The organism is Rhizomonospora bruguierae (assembly GCF_018397995.1).
GTDB classification, from domain to species: Bacteria; Actinomycetota; Actinomycetes; order Mycobacteriales; family Micromonosporaceae; genus Rhizomonospora; species Rhizomonospora bruguierae.
Map to the genome: position 1 here is coordinate 44,549 of NZ_BBQH01000017.1, position 20,099 is coordinate 64,647.

Annotated in this window: 21 protein-coding genes and 1 pseudogene; 5 read left to right on the forward strand and 17 right to left on the reverse strand. The window is 71.7% G+C overall.

Features of this window, described 5'->3' with window-relative positions; all coding sequences use genetic code 11:
* The first annotated feature begins 15 nt into the window (after positions 1–15).
* Entirely contained in the window at positions 16–747 is a 732-nt protein-coding gene (locus tag KJS59_RS08730) for an SDR family NAD(P)-dependent oxidoreductase (RefSeq protein ID WP_213451880.1), read from the forward strand.
* A gap of 63 nt (positions 748–810) precedes the next feature.
* On the opposite strand, the gene KJS59_RS08735 is transcribed toward KJS59_RS08730, so the two are convergent.
* The 11 genes and pseudogenes from KJS59_RS08735 to KJS59_RS08780 form a co-directional block, all read right to left on the reverse strand.
* A complete protein-coding gene (locus KJS59_RS08735) occupies positions 811–1,578 on the reverse strand; it encodes a carboxymuconolactone decarboxylase family protein (protein WP_213451882.1) in 768 nt (255 codons plus the stop codon).
* Positions 1,578–2,444, reverse strand: a complete 867-nt coding sequence (locus KJS59_RS08740) for an NAD(P)-dependent oxidoreductase (RefSeq protein WP_213451884.1) — start codon at positions 2,442–2,444, stop codon at positions 1,578–1,580. The genes KJS59_RS08735 and KJS59_RS08740 overlap by 1 nt, the downstream gene beginning before the upstream one ends.
* Positions 2,437–2,805 (reverse strand): cupin domain-containing protein, encoded by a 369-nt coding sequence (locus KJS59_RS08745; protein WP_213451886.1) that lies wholly within the window; start codon positions 2,803–2,805, stop codon positions 2,437–2,439. The genes KJS59_RS08740 and KJS59_RS08745 overlap by 8 nt, the downstream gene beginning before the upstream one ends.
* A complete protein-coding gene (locus tag KJS59_RS08750) occupies positions 2,802–3,701 on the reverse strand; it encodes an NAD(P)-dependent oxidoreductase (protein ID WP_213451888.1) in 900 nt (299 codons plus the stop codon). Before KJS59_RS08750 ends, KJS59_RS08745 begins: the two co-directional genes overlap by 4 nt.
* Positions 3,698–4,516, reverse strand: a complete 819-nt coding sequence (locus KJS59_RS08755) for an N-acyl homoserine lactonase family protein (protein ID WP_213451890.1) — start codon at positions 4,514–4,516, stop codon at positions 3,698–3,700. Before KJS59_RS08755 ends, KJS59_RS08750 begins: the two co-directional genes overlap by 4 nt.
* Positions 4,513–5,454: a DUF6282 family protein gene (locus KJS59_RS08760; protein ID WP_213451892.1), complete on the reverse strand. Its 942-nt coding sequence runs from the start codon at positions 5,452–5,454 to the stop codon at positions 4,513–4,515. Before KJS59_RS08760 ends, KJS59_RS08755 begins: the two co-directional genes overlap by 4 nt.
* A gap of 20 nt (positions 5,455–5,474) precedes the next feature.
* Entirely contained in the window at positions 5,475–6,593 is a 1,119-nt protein-coding gene (locus tag KJS59_RS08765) for an ABC transporter ATP-binding protein (RefSeq protein ID WP_213451894.1), read from the reverse strand.
* On the reverse strand, positions 6,590–7,297 hold the full coding sequence (locus KJS59_RS32150) for an ABC transporter permease (protein ID WP_376771143.1): 708 nt from the start codon (positions 7,295–7,297) through the stop codon (positions 6,590–6,592). The genes KJS59_RS08765 and KJS59_RS32150 overlap by 4 nt, the downstream gene beginning before the upstream one ends.
* A gap of 162 nt (positions 7,298–7,459) precedes the next feature.
* Positions 7,460–8,296, reverse strand: a pseudogene (locus KJS59_RS32155) (ABC transporter permease); the annotation flags it as partial.
* A gap of 5 nt (positions 8,297–8,301) precedes the next feature.
* A complete protein-coding gene (locus tag KJS59_RS08775) occupies positions 8,302–9,288 on the reverse strand; it encodes an extracellular solute-binding protein (RefSeq protein WP_213451898.1) in 987 nt (328 codons plus the stop codon).
* Between the two features lie 177 nt (positions 9,289–9,465).
* Complete coding sequence (locus tag KJS59_RS08780) at positions 9,466–10,257, reverse strand: IclR family transcriptional regulator (protein WP_213451900.1); 792 nt, start codon at positions 10,255–10,257, stop codon at positions 9,466–9,468.
* A gap of 226 nt (positions 10,258–10,483) precedes the next feature.
* On the opposite strand from KJS59_RS08780, the gene KJS59_RS08785 reads away from it, so the two are divergent.
* A complete protein-coding gene (locus KJS59_RS08785) occupies positions 10,484–11,338 on the forward strand; it encodes an SDR family NAD(P)-dependent oxidoreductase (RefSeq protein ID WP_213451902.1) in 855 nt (284 codons plus the stop codon).
* A 25-nt stretch (positions 11,339–11,363) separates the two neighbouring features.
* Here the strand turns inward: KJS59_RS08785 and KJS59_RS08790 are convergent, their stop codons facing one another.
* The 3 genes from KJS59_RS08790 to KJS59_RS08800 form a co-directional block, all read right to left on the reverse strand.
* Complete coding sequence (locus KJS59_RS08790) at positions 11,364–13,043, reverse strand: thiamine pyrophosphate-binding protein (protein ID WP_213451904.1); 1,680 nt, start codon at positions 13,041–13,043, stop codon at positions 11,364–11,366.
* Positions 13,040–13,453 carry a carboxymuconolactone decarboxylase family protein gene (locus KJS59_RS08795; RefSeq protein ID WP_213451906.1) on the reverse strand — a complete coding sequence of 138 codons (414 nt, stop codon included), beginning with the start codon at positions 13,451–13,453 and terminating at the stop codon, positions 13,040–13,042. Before KJS59_RS08795 ends, KJS59_RS08790 begins: the two co-directional genes overlap by 4 nt.
* A gap of 103 nt (positions 13,454–13,556) precedes the next feature.
* On the reverse strand, positions 13,557–14,234 hold the full coding sequence (locus KJS59_RS08800) for a GntR family transcriptional regulator (RefSeq protein ID WP_213451908.1): 678 nt from the start codon (positions 14,232–14,234) through the stop codon (positions 13,557–13,559).
* Between the two features lie 160 nt (positions 14,235–14,394).
* On the opposite strand from KJS59_RS08800, the gene KJS59_RS08805 reads away from it, so the two are divergent.
* Positions 14,395–15,168 carry an HpcH/HpaI aldolase family protein gene (locus KJS59_RS08805; RefSeq protein WP_249713990.1) on the forward strand — a complete coding sequence of 258 codons (774 nt, stop codon included), beginning with the start codon at positions 14,395–14,397 and terminating at the stop codon, positions 15,166–15,168.
* Positions 15,169–15,176: 8 nt separating this feature from the next.
* Positions 15,177–16,088: a cupin domain-containing protein gene (locus KJS59_RS08810; RefSeq protein WP_213451910.1), complete on the forward strand. Its 912-nt coding sequence runs from the start codon at positions 15,177–15,179 to the stop codon at positions 16,086–16,088.
* Here the strand turns inward: KJS59_RS08810 and KJS59_RS08815 are convergent.
* From KJS59_RS08815 to KJS59_RS08825, 3 genes are read right to left on the reverse strand one after another with little or no spacing between them, the layout of a single operon-like run.
* Complete coding sequence (locus KJS59_RS08815; RefSeq protein WP_213451912.1) at positions 16,051–17,013, reverse strand: N-acyl homoserine lactonase family protein; 963 nt, start codon at positions 17,011–17,013, stop codon at positions 16,051–16,053. The genes KJS59_RS08810 and KJS59_RS08815 overlap by 38 nt on opposite strands.
* On the reverse strand, positions 17,010–17,579 hold the full coding sequence (locus KJS59_RS08820; protein WP_213451914.1) for a carboxymuconolactone decarboxylase family protein: 570 nt from the start codon (positions 17,577–17,579) through the stop codon (positions 17,010–17,012). The genes KJS59_RS08815 and KJS59_RS08820 overlap by 4 nt, the downstream gene beginning before the upstream one ends.
* Positions 17,576–18,511, reverse strand: a complete 936-nt coding sequence (locus KJS59_RS08825; RefSeq protein ID WP_213451915.1) for a DUF6282 family protein — start codon at positions 18,509–18,511, stop codon at positions 17,576–17,578. The genes KJS59_RS08820 and KJS59_RS08825 overlap by 4 nt, the downstream gene beginning before the upstream one ends.
* 118 nt (positions 18,512–18,629) lie before the next feature.
* On the opposite strand from KJS59_RS08825, the gene KJS59_RS08830 reads away from it, so the two are divergent.
* A complete protein-coding gene (locus KJS59_RS08830) occupies positions 18,630–20,057 on the forward strand; it encodes an aldehyde dehydrogenase family protein (RefSeq protein WP_213451916.1) in 1,428 nt (475 codons plus the stop codon).
* The last annotated feature ends 42 nt before the right edge of the window (positions 20,058–20,099 follow it).

Sequence of the window (20,099 nt, forward strand, 5' to 3'; positions counted from 1 at the left end):
TGGGGAGACGATGTCATGGAGATGACCGCTGTCGTGACCGGTGCCGCCGGGGGTATCGGCCGCTGCGTGGTGAACCGGCTGCGGACCGCGAACTACCGGGTGATCGCGGTCGACGTCTCACCCGCGGTGTCCGACCTGGCCGAGGACGGCCGGGTGGTGCCCGTGGCGGCCGACCTGACCGCCGCCGCGACGCCGGATGCCGTGATCGGGCGGGCGGTGGCCGAGTTCGGCCGGCTCGATCTGCTGGTGAACAACGCCGGGCGGTTCCTGCGCCGGCCGATCCTGGACACGACCGACGACGACTTCGACGCGCTGTTCGCCGTCAACGTCCGGTCGGCGTTCCGGTTGACCCGCGCCGCCCTGCCACGGTTGACCGGCACCCGCGGCTGCGTCGTCAACACGGCCTCGATCTCAGGACTGGTCGGCATCGGGAACCAGAGCGTCTACGCGATGACCAAGGGCGCGATCGTGCAGCTGACCCGGCAACTCGCGATCGAGTACGCCAGCGCCGGTGTGCGGGTCAACGCCGTGGCGCCGGGGGCGGTGGACACCGAGTTCACCGCCGAGGCCCGCATGGCGGACCCGGATCCCGCGGCGAGCCAGGCGATTACCCTGGCCAACCACCCGATCGGGCGGGTGTCCACACCGGACGAGGTGGCCCGCGCGATCGTCTTCCTGGCCGCCCCGGAGTCGGCCGGCATCACCGGCACGATCCTGAGCGTGGACGGTGGCTACCTCGCCCGCTGACGCACCCGCCGGCCACGGTGACCGGGACCGGCCGTCCGGTGGACGCCGGCCCCGGACCGGCGGTCATCCCTCGCCCTGGGCGGCGTTCTCCATCTCCTCCAACAGGATCGGCACGGCCGCGGTCACGCCGTGGATGCCGAGCACCGACGCGATTTCCATGACCTCCAGGATCTCCTGCGGGGTGGCGCCGTGGCCGAGAGCGTTCTCGATATGCAGCTTGAGCCCCTTGGCGTACAGGTGCGTGGCGGCCGTGTCGAACGCGATGTAGACGAATTCCTTGACCTTCGGTTCGAGGGTGCCGGAACGCCACGGCACGGAGGAGAAGTCGGTGTAGGCGGCGAACATCTCCGGATCGAGTTCGAGCATCTCGTCCCAGAAGGCGTGCCAGTACCCGCGGGTCCGGGTGAACTCGGCCTTCAGTCGCTCCTGCTCCTCGGTCAGCGGCGCCGGACCGGTTCGCAGGCCCTTCTCCGTCAGCACCTCGACGAGGATCGGCACACCGACGTTCATCGCGTGGATGCCCAGGGTCGCCGAGAGTTCGAGGACCTCCATGATTTCCTGCGGGGTGGCGCCCAGCTTGAGCGCGGCCCGGACGTGCTGGCGCACGCCCGGCAGGTACATGTGGGTGGCGTTCGCGTCGATCGCGATGTAGATGAACTCCTTGACCTTGTCGTCGAGGTGGTTCTTGCGCCAGGGCACGGCGGAGAGGTCGAGGTAGGCCCGGAGAAACTCGGGGTCGAGCCGGAGCACGCCCTCCCAGAGGTCGCTCCAGGTTCCGCGGACCCGGATGAACTCCTGCTTGATCTCTTCCTGCCGTGCGGTCAGCGCCATCAGGATCGGTCCTTTCGCAGCCAGGTGACGATTTCGGTGTGGTCGGCGGCGTCCTCGAGCGCCTCGGCGGCCCGGGCCCACAGCTCGGTGGCCGCGTGTCCGAGCGGGTCGGGCGCGCCGACCTGGTCGGCCAGGCCGGTGGCGATGCGCATGTCCTTGAGCATCAGCCGCAGCCCGAAGCCGGAGTCGTAGGTGCCGGGGAGGATGAAGTTGGGCCACTTGTTCTCGGTCGACCCGCTGCGGCCGCTGGAACTGTTGAAGATGGACAGCATGGTCCGCGGGTCGAGGCCGAACCGTTCACCGGCCAGGATCGCCTCGGAGGTGACCAGCAGGTGGGTGGCGGAAACCAGGTTGTTCAGCGCCTTGACGGCGTGGCCGCTGCCGACCGCGCCGGCCCGCGTGGTGGTGCCCAGGTGGGCGAGGAGCGGTTCGACCCGCGCCAGGTCGGCCGGTTCGCCGCCGGTCATGATGGTCAGCTCGCCGCTGCGGGCGCGGGACACCCCGCCGGAGACCGGGGCGTCCACCAGCGTCACGCCGCGGTCGGCCAGTTCGGCGGCCAGCGCGCGGGTGCGCAGCGGCTCCGAGGAGCTCATGTCGACGACGATCGTGCCGGGCTCCACGACGAACTGTCCGTCGTGGACGGTGGCGGCCACGACGGCGGAGTTGGGCAGCATCAGCACGACCACGGACGCCCCGCGGACCGCGTCGGCCAGGTCCCGGGCGGCCGTTCCCCCGGCGTCGGCCAGCGCCTGCCGGGCGTCGGGGGAGAGGTCGAAGCCCCGCACCCGGTACCCGGCGCGGACCAGCCGGGCCGACATGGGAGCGCCCATGTTGCCCAGCCCGATGAAGGCAACCGGTTCAGCCATCGCTGACGACCTCCTCCGCCCAGTGGGTGGTGCCGAGGGAGATCGCGGTGTGCGTCATGAACGAGTCCGTTGCGGCGCCGTGCCAGTGCCGCTCGCCCGGTGGCACCCACACGGTGTCGCCGGCGCTGATGGTCCGGGGCTGCTCGCCGTCGGTGCAGATCAGGCCGCGTCCGGCGAGTACCTGGAGGACCTGGCCGTTCTCGTGGCGGTGCCAGTACGTGCGCGCCCCGGGGGCGAAGAACACGGTGGCGATGGTGGTTCCGTCGGTGGCGGGCAGGACGGGGTCGAACCACGCCTCACCGGTGACCGTGGCACGCTGCTCGGACGGGATCCCCTCGGCGCGGCCGTGGACGATCTTCATGGGGCAGGCTCCTCCTTCGTGTGTAGCCGGACACCGCCGGACAGGTCGCCGAGGGCGTCGACGACGGTGTTGCTGATCTCGTCGGCGTAGCCGAGCGCGCGGGCCAGGCCGAAGCTGGCCAGCGGGCCGGCGGAGTTGGGGCTGACCACGCCGAGGCGGGCCACGAGTTCGACGTAGAGGTTCACGTCCTTGAGCATCAGCGTGTTGGTGAGCCCGCCCTTGAGGTAGTCGCCCTGGATGATTTTGGGGAAGCGGTTCAGGGTGGCGAAGTTGACGCCCGAGCTGGCGTTCAGCACGGCGAGCAGGGTCTCCAGGTCCAGCCCGGACTTCTTCCCGGCGACCATCACCTCGGCGGTGGCCGACAGTGCGATCGCGTTGAGGAAGTTGTTCAGCAGCTTGACGGTGTGCCCGGCCCCACTCGGTCCACAGTGGAAGATGTTGGCGGAGAACAGATCCAGGGCCGGGCGTGCCCGGTCGAGCGCGGTCGCGTCACCGCCGACCATCAGGGTCAGCGCCGCCTTCTCGGCCGCGGCGGCGCCGCCGGAGATGCCCGCGTCGAGATACGCCGCACCCCGCTCGGCGAGCAGCCGGTGCAGACCGGTGGTCGACTCCGGCGCCGCGGTGGACAGGTCGACGACGATCTGCTCCGGGCGGGCGTGCGCGAGTACCCCGTCGTCGCCGAGGACGACCGCCTCGACGACGCGGCTGTCCGGCAGCGACAGCAGCAGCAGGTCGCTGCCGTCGGTCACCTCGCCGACCGACCTGGCGGCCCGCGCGCCGGCGGCGGCGATGTTCTCCGGGCGCACGTCGTAGCCCAGCACCTCCCGCCCGGCGCGCACGATGCAGGCGGCGATGCGGCCGCCCATGTTGCCGAGTCCGACGAAGCCGATTCTCATCGAGGTTCCTCTCCGATCGTGGCCGCGAGGCCGGCCAGGTCCCCGGTCACCGGGGTGAACCGGGCGAGCGTGTCCGGGTCGTGGCCGGGGACCAGGTGCTGGATCTGTCCGTCGCGGAGCATGGCGCGGATGCGCTCGAAGCCGGCGTACATGTCGATCAGGTTGGCCACCTGGGTGAACGGCATGCTGCGCTGGTACTCCTCGTAGTAGTGCACCGAGTCGGAGGCGAGCAGGACGACCCCGGCGTCGGTGTTCACGGTGACCACGCTCTGCCCCGGCGTATGCCCGCCGATCCGGACGACCCGCACGCCCGGCGCCAGCTCCACCTCGTCGGCGAAGGTCCGCAGCCGGCCCGCCCGCTCGGCCTGCCGCAGGTGGTCCAGTTCGGTGTCCTCGACGGAGTGGTGCAGCAGCGTCCGGTCCGCGTACGGGCCGGTCCAGAACTCGTACTCGGCGGCGGCGATGGTCAGCGGCGAGGCAGGGAACAGGTCGAGGTTGCCGATGTGGTCGTAGTGGGCATGCGTGACCACGACGGGGGGTCCGGCGGCCCGGTCCACCCCGAGGGCGTCGAACGCGGCCGCCGGGTCGAGCAGGGTGGTGCGCCGGCGGCGGGCGCCACCGGCCGCCGAGAATCCGGTGTCCACGACGATGGTCCGGTCGGCGTTGCGGATGACCCAGAAGAAGTAGTCCATCCCGATCGGGCCGTCCGGCTCGCCGTAGAGGTGGTGGTTGAGGTAGACGTCGCTGCGGACGGTCTGGCGGGTGCCGTACTTGACGATCGTGACCTGATACCGGTCGGGGGCGGCTGTGGTCATGGCAGCAGCAGGTTCCCGGCGTTGGTCCCGACCAGCCGCCGGATGTCCGCCGCCGCGACGCCGGCGTCCAGCAGCCCGCGGACGGCCCGGCGGTAGAGGGTCACCGGCAGCGGATTGGTCTTCTGCCCCGAGTCCGAGGACAGCACGGTCTGCCCCACGCCGACCTCCTTGATGAAGGTCAGCAGTTCGTTGAGGTCGCGCCGGCGCTCCGGGCGGCCGAAGTACATGATGGCGCAGTGTTCGATGGTGACGCCCTGCCGGGCCCAGGCCGCCGCCTGGTCGATGGAGGCGCCGACCACGAAGCAGGGGTGGTTGACCACGATGCGTCCGACGCCGGCCTCGATGGCGGCGTCGATCAGCGCCTGCGACTCCGCGACGCCGAGGTGGCCGCAGGTCAGCACGGCGTCCTCGGCCGCGATGACGGCCAGGATGTCCCGGACCTCGGGCAGTATCGCGCCCCGCTCGTCGAGAATCGTGATGATCTCGTTCGGGCGCAGCTCCACCTCCGGAGTGGGGAAGCCCGTGTCGTGGTGCTCGTGGTGCCGGACGTGGGCGGTGGAGGACAGGGTCGGGAACCACACCATCCGCCCGCCCATCCGCAGGGCGAGTTCGACCGCGTACGGGTTGAGGCCGCCGACCGTCCGGTTGAGCGCGATCCCGCCGTACACCTCGGTCGACACGTCGGCCAGGCCGGCGGTGCGCAGCGCCAGGATGTCGGTGACCATGCTGTGGTGGTGGGACTTGGCCACGATCGCGCGGAACCCGAACGCGGCGGCGTCCCGGGCGGCGTCGAGGATGCTCATCCGCCGGGGGAACGGGCTCGGCCCGGGGTGCTGGTGGAGGTCGACCGCGCCGGCGAGCAGGGCGTCGGCCTCCGGGTCGGGTACCTTCCGGTCCTCGTCCGCGTCGGGGTTGAACGGGTAATCGACTGCCATCATGCTGGCTCCTTCGTTGGGCGTCACTCGGCCACGAGGACCTGGTTCTCGGGTCGCCAGTGGGCGACGACCGGGGTGCCCGGATCGACGGCGGCGGGGGCGCCGACGGGCAGCACCGCGCAGCCGACCGAGTCGTCGGCGAAGGCGAGTTCGAGGCGGTAGTAGGTGCCGTAGAAGGAGACATCGGTGACGGTGGCCGGAGCGGTGTTGCTACCGGCCGGCACCGACTCCTCGTCGAAGGCGACGTTCAAGCGTTCCGGCCGGACGACCACCGCCCGCTCCCCGGCGCCGGCGGCGGTCGGCCCGCCAAGTGTCCACTTGCGACCGCGCCACTCGTAGCCGTCCCCCACCCGCCGGCCGGCGAAGACGTTGGACTCGCCGAGGAACCGCGCGACGAACTGGGTCGTGGGCCGGTGGTACAGCTCGGCGGGGGTGCCGACCGCGACGATCCGGCCGCGGTTGAAGATGGCGATCCGGTCCGACAGGGTCATCGCCTCGTCCTGGTCGTGCGTGACGAAGACGAAGGTCAGCCCCAGTTCGTTGTGCAGGCGCTTGATCTCCCGCTGCAGCGACTGGCGCAGCTTGCGGTCGAGCGCGCTGAGCGGCTCGTCCAGCAGCAGCACGCTGGGGGAGAAGACCACGGCGCGGGCCAGCGCGACCCGCTGCTGCTGCCCGCCGGACAGCTCGTGCGGGCGGCGGTCCGCCATGCCGTCCAGGTCGACCAGGCGCAGCGTCTCGCCGACCAGCCGGGCCGTCTCGGCGGCGGGCACCTTGCGCTCGCGCAGCGGGAAGGCCACGTTCTGGGCCACCGTCAGGTGCGGGAACAGCGCGTAGTTCTGGAAGACCATGCCGAAGTTGCGCTTGTGCGCCGGGGTCCGGGAGATGTCCCGGCCGTTGAGCGCGATGCGCCCCGACGTGGGCTCGGTGAAGCCGACGATCATATTGAGCGTCGTCGTCTTCCCCGAGCCGCTGGGCCCCAGCAGGGTGATGAACTCGCCCGGCTGGATGTCGAGGGTGACATGATCCACGGCGGGTGGCTCGGCGGCGCCGTACCGCTTGCACAGGTCCACCAGTTCGACCCGGCCGCCGGCGCGGGGCGCCGTGGTGCGCGGGACCGTCCGCTGATCCGTGGGTGACCTCATCGGGTGCCTCTCTTTCCGCGTCGGGCGCCGGCGACCTGTGCGAACAGGATGGGGACGCTGACCAGGAGGACCATCAGGCTCGACGCGGCGGAGATGGTCGGGTCGATCTGGACGGTGACGCTGTTGAACATCTGCACCGGCAGGGTGATCGCGCCGGGCGCCTGGAGGAACAGGGCGATGACCACCTCGTCCAGCGAGGTCACGAAGGCCAGCACGGCGCCGGACAGGATGCCGGGCAGCACCAGCGGGAGGGTCACCCGCCGGAACGCCGACACCGGGCTCGCGCCGAGGCTCGCCGCCACGCTGGGCAGCCGGGTGTCCATGCCCTGCAACCGCGCGGTCACGGCGATCACCACGAACGGCAGGGCCAGCGCCGTGTGGGCCAGGATGATGCCGATGAGCGTGCCGTTGAGGCCCAGGCGCAGGAACGAGGCGAAGACCACGAGGGCGACCAGGATGTGCGGCACGATCATCGGCGAGAGCAGGAAGCCGTGGAGCGCGCCGCGCCACCGCGGTCGCAGCCGCATCAGGCCGAAGGCCGCGGTGGTGCCCAGCACCGTCGCGATCAGGGCGGTGAAGATGCCGACCTGAAGGGTGTTGAGAATCGCGGCGGTCCACTCCGGCGAGGTGAACAGCCGCTCGTACCAGCGCGTCGACCACTGCCGGGGCGGGAACTGGAAGGTCTGGGCCGACGAGAAGCTCATCGGGATCACCACCAGGGTGGGCGCCACGAGGATGATCGCGACGAGGGTGATGTGCGCCCGGAGCCAGGGCCGCACGGGCGCCGACCGGTCCCGGCCGGTGCGCGCCAGCTGGCCACCGGCCGCGGCGACCGCGATGTTCTGCCCGGCCAGCCGCCGGCTGAGCCCGAGCACGACCAGCGTGACGACGAGCAGGAACACGCCCATCGCCCCGGCGCCGCCGAAGTCGAGCAGTTCCTTGGTGCGGATGTTGATCACCTGGGCGATCATCGCGTTGCGGCTGGAGCCGAGCAGGGCCGGAGTGACGTAGAAACCCAGCGCCAGCACGAACACCAGGGACATGCCGGCGATCACCCCCGGAGTGGACAGGGGCAGGTAGATCCGGCGGAAGGCGCGCCTGCGGGGCGCGCCCAGGCTCTCCCCGGCCGCCACCAGGCGCCCGTCGATCTGCGACATCGCGCTGTACATCGGCAGCACGAGGAAGGGCAGGAGCACCTGGGTCATCGAGATGCCGACCGCCAGCGTGGTGCCCAGCAGGGTGACGTGGCCCAGCCCGAACGGTCCCAGCATCCGCTGGATCACGCCGCCGTCCTGCATCAGCACCATCCAGGCGAAGTTGCGGGCCAGCATGCTGGTCCAGAACGGAACCAGCACGACGGTCACCAGCACGGCGCGCATGACGGGTCCGACCAGGGTCATCGCGTACGCGTACGGGAAGGCCAGCAGCACGCCGATGACGGCGACCACCAGCGCGACGAGCAGGGTCCTGCCCAGCACCCGGAGCGTGTAGCCGTCGGTGAACAGCGAGGCGTAGTTACCCAGGCCGGTGGTCGGCTCGGTGAAGCTTTCCACCACGACGTTCAGCAGCGGAACGACGAAGAGGATCACCAGGGCGATCAGGGACGGCAGCAGGAGCAGCCACCCGGCGGCGGGTGCCCTGCCGATCCGGGCCGGGCCGAGGCGCCGCACGGGCGCCTCGGCCGTGACGGTCGGCGTGACCATGTGCGTCAGCCAACCTTCCAACTGGTCCAGCGCTTCGTCAGCGCGTCGGTGTTCTCGATCCACCACTGCTTGTCCTGCTCCAGGGTGGTGCCACGGTCGGGCAGGAAGGCGTTGAACGACTTCTGCTCGTCGGTGTAGCCGACCGAGTTGAGGTCGACGTCGAGCCGGGCGGGGGCGGTGCCGGTCAGCTTGGCGTAGGCGGCGGCCTGCTCGGGCTCGGTGACGAACGCGAGCATCTGCTGGGCCAGGGCCTTGTGCGGGGCGTTCTTCGGGATGACCAGCGCGCCGATGTCGGTGGTGTTGAAGTCCCAGACCGGCACGAGGTTGGCGCCGCTCTGCGCCGAGACGATCGTGCGCGCGGTCACCGTGAGGACCATGCTGGCCTGCTTGTCCACCAGCATCTGCTGGATCGCGCCGTAGCTGGGCGCGAAGACGATGGAACTCTTGATGGTGTCGATCTTCTTGAAGGCCCGGTCGACGTCGAGCGGGTAGACCTGCTCCGCCGGCACCCCGTCGGCGACCAGGGCCGCTTCGAGCAGGCCGGCCTTCGGGTAGTCGAAGACGACCCGCTTGCCGGGGAACTTCTTGGTGTCGAAGAAGTCCCGGACGCTGGTCGGCTTCTCGTCGGGGTACATGTCGGCGTTGTAGCTGAAGATGTTCGCGTACCGGTAGGTGGGCACGAAGCAGTCGCTGGTGGTCCCCGGCGGGAACTTGCCGCGGTCCAGGGCCGGATCGTCCAGCTTCTCGAACAGTTCGCCGCAGTACGCGCCGGCGTAGATCCAGCTCATGTTCGCCAGGTCCCAGATGGTCTTGCCCGAGGTCACCATCGTGCGCACCTGGGCCTGCTCGGCCGGGCTGATATTGACGAACTTGGTGCCGGTCTTGGCGGTGAAGGGCTCCTGCAGGGCCGTCTTCTCGTCCTCCTGGAACTGCCCACCGGTGCTGGCCCAGGTCAGGCTCTGCTCGTCCGCGCCCGCGGAGTCGCCGCCCACGCCGCAGGCGGATACCAGGAGAACGCAGGCCGCAAGGGCGGTGACAGTACGTAATGCCTTCATGCTCGTCGCCTCTTCTTGATCGGGAGTCGTCGCCTGGCTCCCGCACGGTGAAGGTGGGACGGCGCTGTCCGTCAGTGCCGTCGGGTGGGCCCGCTCCGGCCGCAGCCGGAGCGCTCAGTGATGGTCCGGTCCGCTGTCGAGCGGGTTGACCATCCGCCGGTTGATGGTTTCGGCGCCCCGCAGCAGGGCCCGTGCCACCGGGCTGTCGATCTCCTCGGGGACGAATTGCGCGATGTCGACGGCGGCCAGGGTCGCGACGACCTGGCCGGCCGGGTCTCGGATCGGGGTGGCCACGGCGCTGACGCCGTCGCGGGGGCTCTTGCGGAAGGCGATGCCGGTGCGGCGTACCTCCGCCAGTTCGTCGTCGGTCGCGTTGACCGGTGGTGCTCCGTCCCGGAAGCGGTAGAAGGACTCGGTGCGGAAGGCCCAGAAGACGACCGTCTGCGCGGCGTTCGGCCCGAGGTGGCTGCCGACCGTGATCGAGACGTGCGCCGTGCGGCTGCGGTCCTCCCGCACCTGCGCCACGACCGGGCAGGTGCCGTTCCACACGCTCAGGGCGATCGTGTGCCGCACCCGGGCGCTGATGTCCGCCATCACCGGGCCGGCCAGGTCGAGGACCCCCAGCCGGGACAGGGCCATGGTGCCCAGTTCGGCCAGCAGCACCCCGAACTCGTAGTGGTTGCGGTCCCGGCGCTGGAGCAGGCCGTGGTTCTCCATCGATGCCAGGTACCGGTGGGCGGTGGATCTACCGACCCCCAGCGCCTCGGCGGCCGACACCAGGTCGATGGTCTGGTTGCCGGCGAGCAGGCGGAGCAGGTGGACGACCCGGGCCACCACCTGGAGGTCACCGCTGGCGATCTCCAGTCCGTCCGCGCCGGGGCGCGGACCCCGCGAGGTGCTGGTCATGCGCGCCTCCCTTGCGTTCCCGGGCTGCGTTCCGGCAGCGTCCCGCATTGCGGGTTGAGCATCCGGCTATCCGGTACCGAGGAATCTAGGTGATCCATCCCCGACGGTGTCAAGATCCGGCGAGGTTTCGGTGCGACTTCCGGAAGGTTAAATTCGGTAGGGTGACAGCATTGTATGATCGTTCTACAATCACGGCTAGTACCGATCGGGCTAGCCGGAGGTGGACATGCGTGGACTCGCGGGCAAGGTCGCGGTGGTGACCGGCGCGGCCGGCGGCATCGGCGCGGCCACCGTCCGGCGGCTCGCCGAGGAGGGGGCGCACGTCGTCGCCGTGGACCTCGACGATGACGGCCTGCGCGCGACCATCGACGGACTGCCCACCGAGGCGATCCGGGTCCGGGCCGACGTGTCCACCGAGGACGGTGTGGCGGCGTACCTGGAGGCCGCCATCGAGCGGTTCGGCCGGGTCGACCTGCACCACCTCAACGCGGGCATCCCCGGGTCGTTCGCCACCCTGCCCGACCTGACCGCGGCCGAGTTCGACCGGGTCATGGCGGTGAACGTGCGCGGCGTCTTCCTGGGCGCCCGCGCCGCCTTCCAGCGGTACGCCGCGCAGGGCGGGGGCGGCAGCATCGTGATCACCGGCTCGATCGGGAGCCTGCGCGGCAGCGCGGACCTGCTGGCCTACCAGACTTCCAAGCACGCGGTGCTCGGGATCCTGCGCGGCGCGGCCATGTACGGCGGGCCGCTGGGGGTGCGGGTCAACGCGGTGGCCCCGGGCATCGTGCCCACCGAGCTGTTCGCCGGTTCGCCGGACGTCGCCGGCGGCCGCGACGACATGAGCCGCCGGGCCAGCAGCACGCCGCTGCGCCGGGCCGGCACCGGCGACGAGGTGGCCGGTGTGGTGGCCTTCCTGTTCAGCGACGACGCCGCGTACATGACCGGGGAGGTGGTCTCGGTGGACGGTGGCGCCAGCATCGTGAGCACGGTGCGGCCGTCCGGCGGCGCCGGCGCCTGGGACTTCCCCGCGTACGACCGCGCGCTCTACGGCGAACGTCCGGGCGTACCGCCGGCCGGCTGACCTATCGCCGGCCGGCCGGCGCCGGTCAGCTGACCGGCAGGGGTGCGACGACCTCGATGTCGGTGTGCACGTCGACCACCACCGGGCGGCCCGCGGCCAGCGCCCGCTCCAGTGCCGGCGCCAGGTCACCCGGCCGGTCCACCCGGATGCCCAGCGCGCCCATCTCCGCGGCGATCCGGGCGAAGTCCACGTCGCGGTAGGTCCACAGCTCCCGGGACCGTTCGGTGGCCCGGCCGCCGTAGGCCCGGTCGAAGCCGCGCCTGCTCTGGTTGCCGCCGTGATTGTTGTTCACCACGGTGACCAGGCCGACCCCGCGGCGGACCGCGGTCTCGATCTCGCCGAGGTGGTAGTAGAGGCCGGCGTCGCCGGTGAAGACCACCACCGGTCGGTCCGGGGCGGCGCACTTGGCGCCCACGCCCGCGCAGAACGCCCACCCCAGGTGGCCGGCGCTGCGCAGGTAGCTCTGCCGCGGCGTGGTGACGTCGTGGAACTGGGCCATCCACATCCCGGCGTGCCCGGTGTCCACCACCAGCACGGCGTCGCCGGGCAGGGCGGCGGTCAGGTCGCCGGCGATGCGTTCGGGCCGGACGGGCACGGCGTCGCTGGTCAGTACCTCGCGGTAGCGCGCCCGCCAGGCCGCCCGCAGCTCGTCCACTTCGGATAGCCAGGCCGAGCGGTCGGGTTGCCGGTGGTGGGGGGCCAGGGCGAGCAGCCGGGTGAGGGCCGCCTTCGCGTCGGCGACCAGCGACGCCCGCGGCGGGTAGTTGCGCCCGAGGCGGGACGGCTCGATGTCGATCTGGACGGCCGGGGTGCCCTCGGGCGGCACGGTCCAGAAGTGCGTGGTCATGCTGCCGGTGCCGGTGCCGATGAAACACACTAGGTCCGCCCGGGCGACTACCTGGTTGGCGCACTCCCGCGAGTAGGTGCCGACCACGCCCACCGAGCGCGGGTGGGTGCCCGGGATGGTGTCCTTGCCGTTCGCGGAGGTGGCCACCGGGATGCCCAGCGCGTCGGCGAGCGCCACGAGTTCGGCGCCGGCGCCGGAGGACCGCACGCCACCGCCGGCGACGATGACCGGCCGCCGCGCCGCCGCCAGCAGTCGCAGCACCGCCGAGACGCTCTCGTCGTCCGGTGCCGGGCGTACCGCGGGTGCCCGGGCGAAGGTCGGCTCCACGATCGGCTCGGCGTCGGTCGGCTCCGTGTCGAGTTGCCCCTCGTTGCCCTGGATCTGTAGGTGCACCGGGCCGGGGGCACCCGTGGTGGCGACCCGGAACGCGTGCCGCAGCATGTCCGGGAACCGGTCGGCGTCCTCGACGGTGGCGTTGAGTTTCGTCACCGGATCGAACGCGGGCAGGTCGTCGACCTCCTGGTAGACGTGCCGGAACTTGGTGGCCGGCGAGCGGCCACCGGTCAGGGCGATCACCGGGGATCCGGCCAGGAACGGCTCGCGCAGACCGGCGGCGAGGTTCAGGGCCCCGACCACCTGTGCCGCCGCGACGCCGGGGCGGCCGGACACCCGCGCGTACCCGTCCGCCATGTAGGCGGCCGACTTCTCGCCGTGGGTGACGACCCGGTCGATCCGCGGGTGGTGCCGCTCCAGTTCGGCCATGGTGCGGCGCAGGATCGCCGGAACCAGGAAGACATGGGTCACGCCGTAGCCGTCGAGCATGTCCGCGACCACCCGGGCGCCGGTCCGTCGGGTCATCCGGCGACGACCCCGGCCGCCGTGGCCTCCTGCCGAACCTCGCCGATGACCCGCTCGGCGAGCCGGAACGATTCCAGCGCGGCCGGTGCTCCGCAGTACGCGGCGGTCTGCAGCAGCACCTCCTGGATCTCGGTCTCGGTGCAGCCGTTGCGCAGCGCGCCGCGGACGTGCACCGAGAACTCGTGCGGGCGGTTCATCGCGGTCAGCATCGCCAGGTTGATCAGGCTGCGGGTGCGCCGGTCGAGGTCCGGGCGGGACCAGACGTCGCCCCAGCAACTGGCCGTCACGTACTCCTGCACGACCCGCGTGAAGTCGGTGGCGCGCAGCATCGACCGGTCCACGTGTGCGTCGCCGAGCACCTCGCGCCGGACCCGGTTGCCGCGTTCGAGCCGGTTCTCGTCATCACTCATGGACCGCTCCTGTCTTACGCCGATGGGGCAGGCAAAGCGTACGACGATCATACAATCCTGGGAAGCGATCGGAAGCGGTGCCCATGGATGGTGACGGTGGGTGCTACGCCCCGTCCTGTTCGGCGAGCGCGAGCAGACCGGCCCGGCCGGCCTCCTCGACATGCCGGGCGCAGGCCGCCGCCGCGGCCGCGGCGTCGTTGGCCGCAACGGCGTCGACGATCCCGCGCAACTCCCGGATGCTGTGCTCCAGCCGGCCGGGGACCGATGTGGACAGTGACCGCAGCATGCTGACCCGGGCGTGCAGGCCGCCGACAATCGACCGCAGCGCCTCGTTGCCGCCGCCCTCGAACAGCACGGTGTAGAAGTCGTCCTTCGCGGCCAGGATCGGCGCGCCCTTGGCGGCCTGCCGCTCGACCCGCTCCAGCGCGCGGGCCAGGGCCTTGCGCTGGGTGGCGCTCGCGTGCTCGACGAAGAGCCGGCCGGCCAGGGCCTCCAGCGCCGATCGCACCTGGTAGAGCTGGCGGGCCTCCTCGGCGCTGACGCTGCTGACGACCATGCCCTTGTGCGGGATCGCGGTGACCAGGCCCTCGGCGGCCAGCTCGCGCAGCGCCTCCCGGACGCTGGTGCGCGAGACGCCGGTCAGCTCCACCAGCTCCCGCTCGATCAGGCGTTGCCCCGGCGCGAGCCGGCGATCGAGGATCGCCTGCCGGAGGTTCCCCACGACCTGCGAGCGGATGAGGGCCGGGTTCCGCTCAACCCGCAACACATTGGTCTGCGTCACCGTCGTCCTCCCTTGTTCACCCTCATCGCCGCGGAGTCGTCGCCGACATCGTACCCAGTCCGCGGCCTCCCGCGGATGCTGCGCCGCCGTCGATCCGTTGTCTCAGATCGTATGACGATGCTACAATCCGTGGAACCCAAAACCCCTCGTGAGGAGCGTCATGGCGCGGTTGGGTTTCGCTCGCCGGCTGGCCTCGGCCGACCGGTGCCTGGTCGGCACCTGGATCAAGATCCCGGCGTTGGAGCCGGTGGAGATCCTGGCCGATGCCGGGTTCGACTTCATCGTGATAGATCAGGAGCACGCGCCGCTGACCTTCGAGTTCGCGTACCAGGCGACGGTGGTGGCGCAGGGCGCCGGCCTGTCGGTCCTGGTCCGCGTCCCCGACCGCAGCGGCAGCCACCTGCAACGGTTGCTCGACACCGGGGTCGACGGCATCCTGGTGCCGCGGGTGACCTCGGTCGACGAGGCGTCCGCGGCGGTCCGGCAGATGCTGTTCTCCCCCCGCGGCGACCGGGGCCTCGGCACCACCTCGCGGGCCGGGCGGTGGGGCGGCATCCCCCGCGACGAATACCTGCGGTTCGGGGACGACGAGGTCATGCGCGCCGTCCAGCTGGAGGAACGCCCCGCGATCGAGGCGGTCGACGACATCCTCGACGTGCCCGGCCTCAACGGCGTCTTCCTCGGCATGGGCGACCTGCAACTGTCCGCCGGCCTGCCGCAGTCCGACCCCCGGATCCAGAAACTCGCGGACCGGTTGCTGGCGGCCGCGCAGGCGCGCGGCGTGCCGGCCGGCACGGCGGTGCAGACCGCCGCGCAGGCGCGGCGGGCCGCCGACCGCGGCTACCGGTACGTGATGGTCAGCAACGACACCAGCCTGCTGAGATCCGCCGCGGCGTCCGTCGTCGCTGATCTGCGCAACCGACCCACCCGATAGGAGCCCCCATGGCGTACGACCCCAGCGACCTGCGCTCCACCCTGCCGTCCAGCACCGCGGCGGCATCGACGCCCGAGCGGTTCTCCGGCTCCGAGCACGTCCAGTTCCGCGACCTGCCCCCGGTGGAGAAGACCGCGGACGCCTCGACCTGGTACGCCCGCGGGCAGAACTTCGTCGTCGGCTACTCCGAGGTCGACGGCACCGCCACCTTCGGCCGCGCCGACCAGCCGGACGAGTACGTCGTCCTGCTGGCCGACGACGCGCTGACGGCGCACGCCCAGGCGCCCGGCGAGGAGATCCGGGCGGCCGGGCGGACGATGCTGGTCATGCCGCCCGGCGACAGCACGGTCACGGTCACCGGCCGGGGCCGGGTGCTGCGGTTGGTCACCACGCGCTCGACCGACCTCGCCGACCTCGCCGCCAACGCCGACTCCTACGCCGAGCCGCACGAGAACATCCCGCCGTTCCAGCCGTGGCCGGATCCGCCGGAGGGGTACCGCATCCGAAGCTACGACCTGACCGTCCCGCCGCTGTCGAACCCGTCGTTCCGGCTCTACCGGTGCACCACCTTCATGGTCAACTTCATCGATCCCAAGCAGGGGCCGCGCGACCCGTCGAAGCTGTCGCCGCACAAGCACGACGACTTCGAGCAGTGCTCGATCGTGCTGGCGGGGGAGTACGTGCACCACATCCGCTGGCCGTGGACGACGAACAAGGCCAACTGGCGCGCGGACGAGCACCAGCGGGTGGTCGGCCCGGCGGTCACCGTGATCCCGCCGCCCTCGCTGCACACCAGCGAGGCGGTGTCGCCGGGGACCAACCACCTCATCGACGTGTTCTGCCCGCCGCGGTTCGACTTCTCCGCCATGCGGGGCTGGGTGTTCAACGCCGGCGACTACCCGGCGCCGGCCGACCGATGAGGCGGGGGGCGCTCCGCTGCGGGTCGCCGTCATCGGCGCGGGGCTCGGCGGCATCGCGGCGGCGATCAGCCCGAACGGTTGCGGGTACCGCGCTAGGGTGCCCACCGGCCAGCGACACCTCCGCCACGTGCAGACCATCGTCGAACGTGGCGGAGGGGAACCGGTCCCACACCGCCGCCTCGTGGAACGGCAGGATCCGCCGGCTGTCCCCGCCGACGCCGGCCAGCATGGCATCGGCGAAGTCGAGCCAGCCGGCGGCGCCACCGGTGGTCATCGCGATCGGCGCGTAGACGCCGTCACCGCCGATGCCCTCGATGTTCTCGTAGCCGTAGACGTTGTCGCCGGCGAACACCCAGGTACCGTCCGCCCGGTTGGTGACCGCGACCACCTGCGAGCCGGCCGTGTGCGTGTCGTACGCCGGCCGCAGTTCGATGCCCGGCGCCACCTCGGCCACCCCGTCGACCAGCGTCGCCGGCCGGGCCGCCAACCGCCGCGGCAGGTCCGCCTGGCACGCGCGGGTCAGGAACTCGAACCGGGCAGGCCGGGCGGCCGCGGCCAGGTAGCTGTCGATCTCCCGGCGCTGGATCCAGACGTGCGCGGCGGGGAACGCGTCGACGCAGCCGGCGTGGTCGAAGTGGTTGTGGGTCAACAGGATGGTGTCGACCTGCTCGGCGGCGACACCCAGCCGGGCGAGCGCGTCGACCGGCGCGCACCACCGGGTCTCGCCGTACTTGGCGGTGAGCCGTCGGTACATCGCCGGGTCGGCGAAGCCGGTGTCGACCAGGATGCACCGCCGCGCCGAGCGGACCAGCCCGAAGCAGTACGGCATCCGCCGGTGGCCCTCGTTGGGCTGCGCGGCGAACAGGTTGCTCGCCGGGAACCGGTCGACGTAGCCGTACTCGACGATCCAGATGGACCAGCTCATGACATGACCGGTGGCTGGACGTCGAAGACGGCGAGTTGCAGGGCCACCATGGCGTAGTAGCCGACGATCGTGACCAGCTCGAACAGCCCCACCTCGCCCAGCACCCCGGCCGCGGCGCGGAACTCGTCGTCGTCCAATGTGCTCCGGTCGAGGATCAGCCGGGTCGTCCGGAAGACGCACGACTCTACTTCGGACAGCGCGGCCGGCTCCGTGCCGTCGGCCAGCGCCGCCAGGTCGGCCTCGGTCAGGCCCGCGGCCGCGCCGGCGCGCCGGTGCGCGTACAGCTCGAAGGGGCTGTCGTGGTGGTGGCCCACGAGCAGGATCGCGATCTCGCAGGCCCGGTCGGGCAGCCGCGAGCCGAACCGGACCGCGGCGCCGATCTGCTGTAGCGCCTGGCCGAACGTGGGGCTGAGGACCCAGACCGCGGGCGGGCCCTGGAGTCGCCCGTCGGGGCCGATGAGCAGGAACGGGTTGTCCGGCGTGGCCCGCCGACCGGTCGCGTACCGGTCGTAGAGGGTCCGCTGCTCGGCGGTCATGTCCGCGGGCTCGACGTCGTTGACTCTCATGCCGGTTCTCCCAGGAAGGCGCGGGGGTTGGTGGCCACCATCGTGGCGATCTGCTCGGCCGTCCAGCCGAGGTAGGCCAGTTGCTCGACGAACATGCGCAGGCACTCCGGCGCGGGTGGCACCCACCGGGAGAACACGTCCGTGGTCAGGATGGCCCGCTGCGGGCCGACGGCGGCCAGCGCCTCGTGCACGTCCCGGATACGCAGGTGCCCGTCCGGGTGCACCAGGGGGGCGTTGCAGAACTCCAGATAGGCGCCCATGTCGACGAACTCGCGCAGTTCGGTCGGGTCCGTGGTGTAGTGCAGCGGGTGGGTGATCAGCACCCGCTGCCCGATCCCGGCGCAGTACGCGGCGACCGCGCGGCTCTCCGCGGCCGAGGCGTGCCCGGTGGCCAGCGCGAGACCGAGCGCCCGGCAGGCGTCGATCACCGCCTTGGTCCGGCCGGTCAGGGCGCCGACGGGGTCGCACAGCGCGATGGCCGACCGCGCGACGTACTCGTCGAAGGACGGTGCCACCCGCGCCAGGAGCCGGGAGATGTATCCGCCGCGGGCGACGTCGGCGGCGGTTCCCCAGGTTGGCAGGAATACCACCCGGGCGCCGTGCGCCGCCGCCAGTTCCACCACGCTGGGCTCCAGGCCGCCGACCGGCGGGTTGAGGGTGATGCTGCCCTCCACCCGGAATCCGGTCCCGGTCATCGCCTGCCGTACGGCGCGGGCCCGATCCATCGTCGGCCACAGGTGCGACTTGAGGACCCAGCCCGACATGCCGTACGCCTGTGCCAGGCGCGCCACCGCGACGTCCGTGCCGCGGTTCGGCAGTCCGGCCGACAGATCGGGCTGACCGTGGACGTGGACGTCGATCGCGCCGCGCAGCAGGAGATCGAAGGTCTCCGGTAGGGCGGCCACGAACGGGTCGGGGTGCGGGTCGGACATCGTTGAATTGTATGACTGTACGACAGTAGACTCAACGGCGCGGCCGGTTCCGGCTGCGCCGACGCGGCGCCGAGCAGGCGGAAGCGTGCCCCGTCCCCGGCAACGTAGGAGGCACCGAATGAGGCTGCACACCGACCTGTACATCGACGGGCAGTGGCGGCCCGGATCGGATGGGCGCCGCTTCGACGTCGTCGACCCCGCCGACCTGTCCACCATCGCCGGCTTCGCGGCCGCCGGCGAACAGGACTGCGTGGACGCCGTCGACGCCGCCGCCGCGGCCCAGGACGGCTGGGCGGCCACCCCGCCACGCGTGCGCGGCGAACTGCTGCGCGCCGCGTACCAGATCCTCGCCGACGAGATCGACGACCTGGCCCGGACCATCGTGCGGGAGAACGGGAAGGCGTGGGTGGACGCCGTCGCCGAAGCGACCTACGCGATGGAGTTCTTCCGCTGGTTCGCCGAGGAGGCCGTCCGCATCCCCGGCGACTACCGGCTCTCACCCGCCGGCGACAAGCGCATCATCGTCGACCGGCAGCCGATCGGCGTGTCGCTGCTCATCACACCGTGGAACTTCCCCGCGGCGATGGCGACGCGCAAGCTCGCCCCCGCCCTCGCCGCCGGGTGCACCGCGATCCTCAAGCCGGCCCGCGAAACGCCCCTCACCGCCGCGTACGTCGTTGACGCGCTGCACCGGGCCGGCCTGCCCCGCGGCGTCGTGAACCTGGTGACCCCCGTGCCGACCGGCCCCCTGGTGCGACTCATGGTCGACCGCCCGGAGGTCCGGAAGCTGTCCTTCACCGGCTCCACCGAGGTCGGCCGGCAACTCCTGCACGCCTGCGCCGACCGTGTGGTCAACACGTCGATGGAACTCGGCGGCAATGCCCCGCTCATCGTGCTGCCCGGCGCGGACCTGGACGAGGCCGTGGCCGGCGCGATGCTCGCGAAGATGCGCAACGGCGGCTCCGCCTGCACCGCCGCCAACCGCTTCTACGTGCACACCAGCCTGCACGACGAGTTCGTCGCCCGGATGGACGCCGCGCTCGGCGCGCTGGCGGTCGGCCCCGGACTGGACCGCGCGAACGACCTCGGCGCCTTCGTCTCGGTGGCCGAGCGGGACAAGGTGGCCGACCTCGTCGCGGCCGCCGTGGCGGAAGGGGCCACGCTGCGGCGCGGCGGTCGCCGCCTGCCCGGCGGGGCGTTCTACGAACCGACGCTGCTCACCGGCGTCGACCACGGCGCCACGATCACCACCACCGAGATCTTCGGCCCGGTCACCGCGGTGGTCCGCTTCGACGCCGTCGACGACGCCGTCCGGATGGCCAACGACACCGTCTTCGGCCTCATGGCCTACGTCTTCGGCGAGGAGCGGCAGGCCGTCGCGGTCGCCCGCCGCCTCGAAGCCGGCATGGTCGCCGTCAACCGTGGCCTCGTCAGCGACCCGGCCGCCCCGTTCGGCGGCGTCAAGCAAAGTGGACTGGGCCGGGAGGGCGGCTTCGACGGCATCCAGGAATTCCTGGAGGAGAAGTACATCGCCCTGACCGCGTAGCAGCCGCTCTCCGCCGATGCGTGGGAACACCAGCGGAGAGCC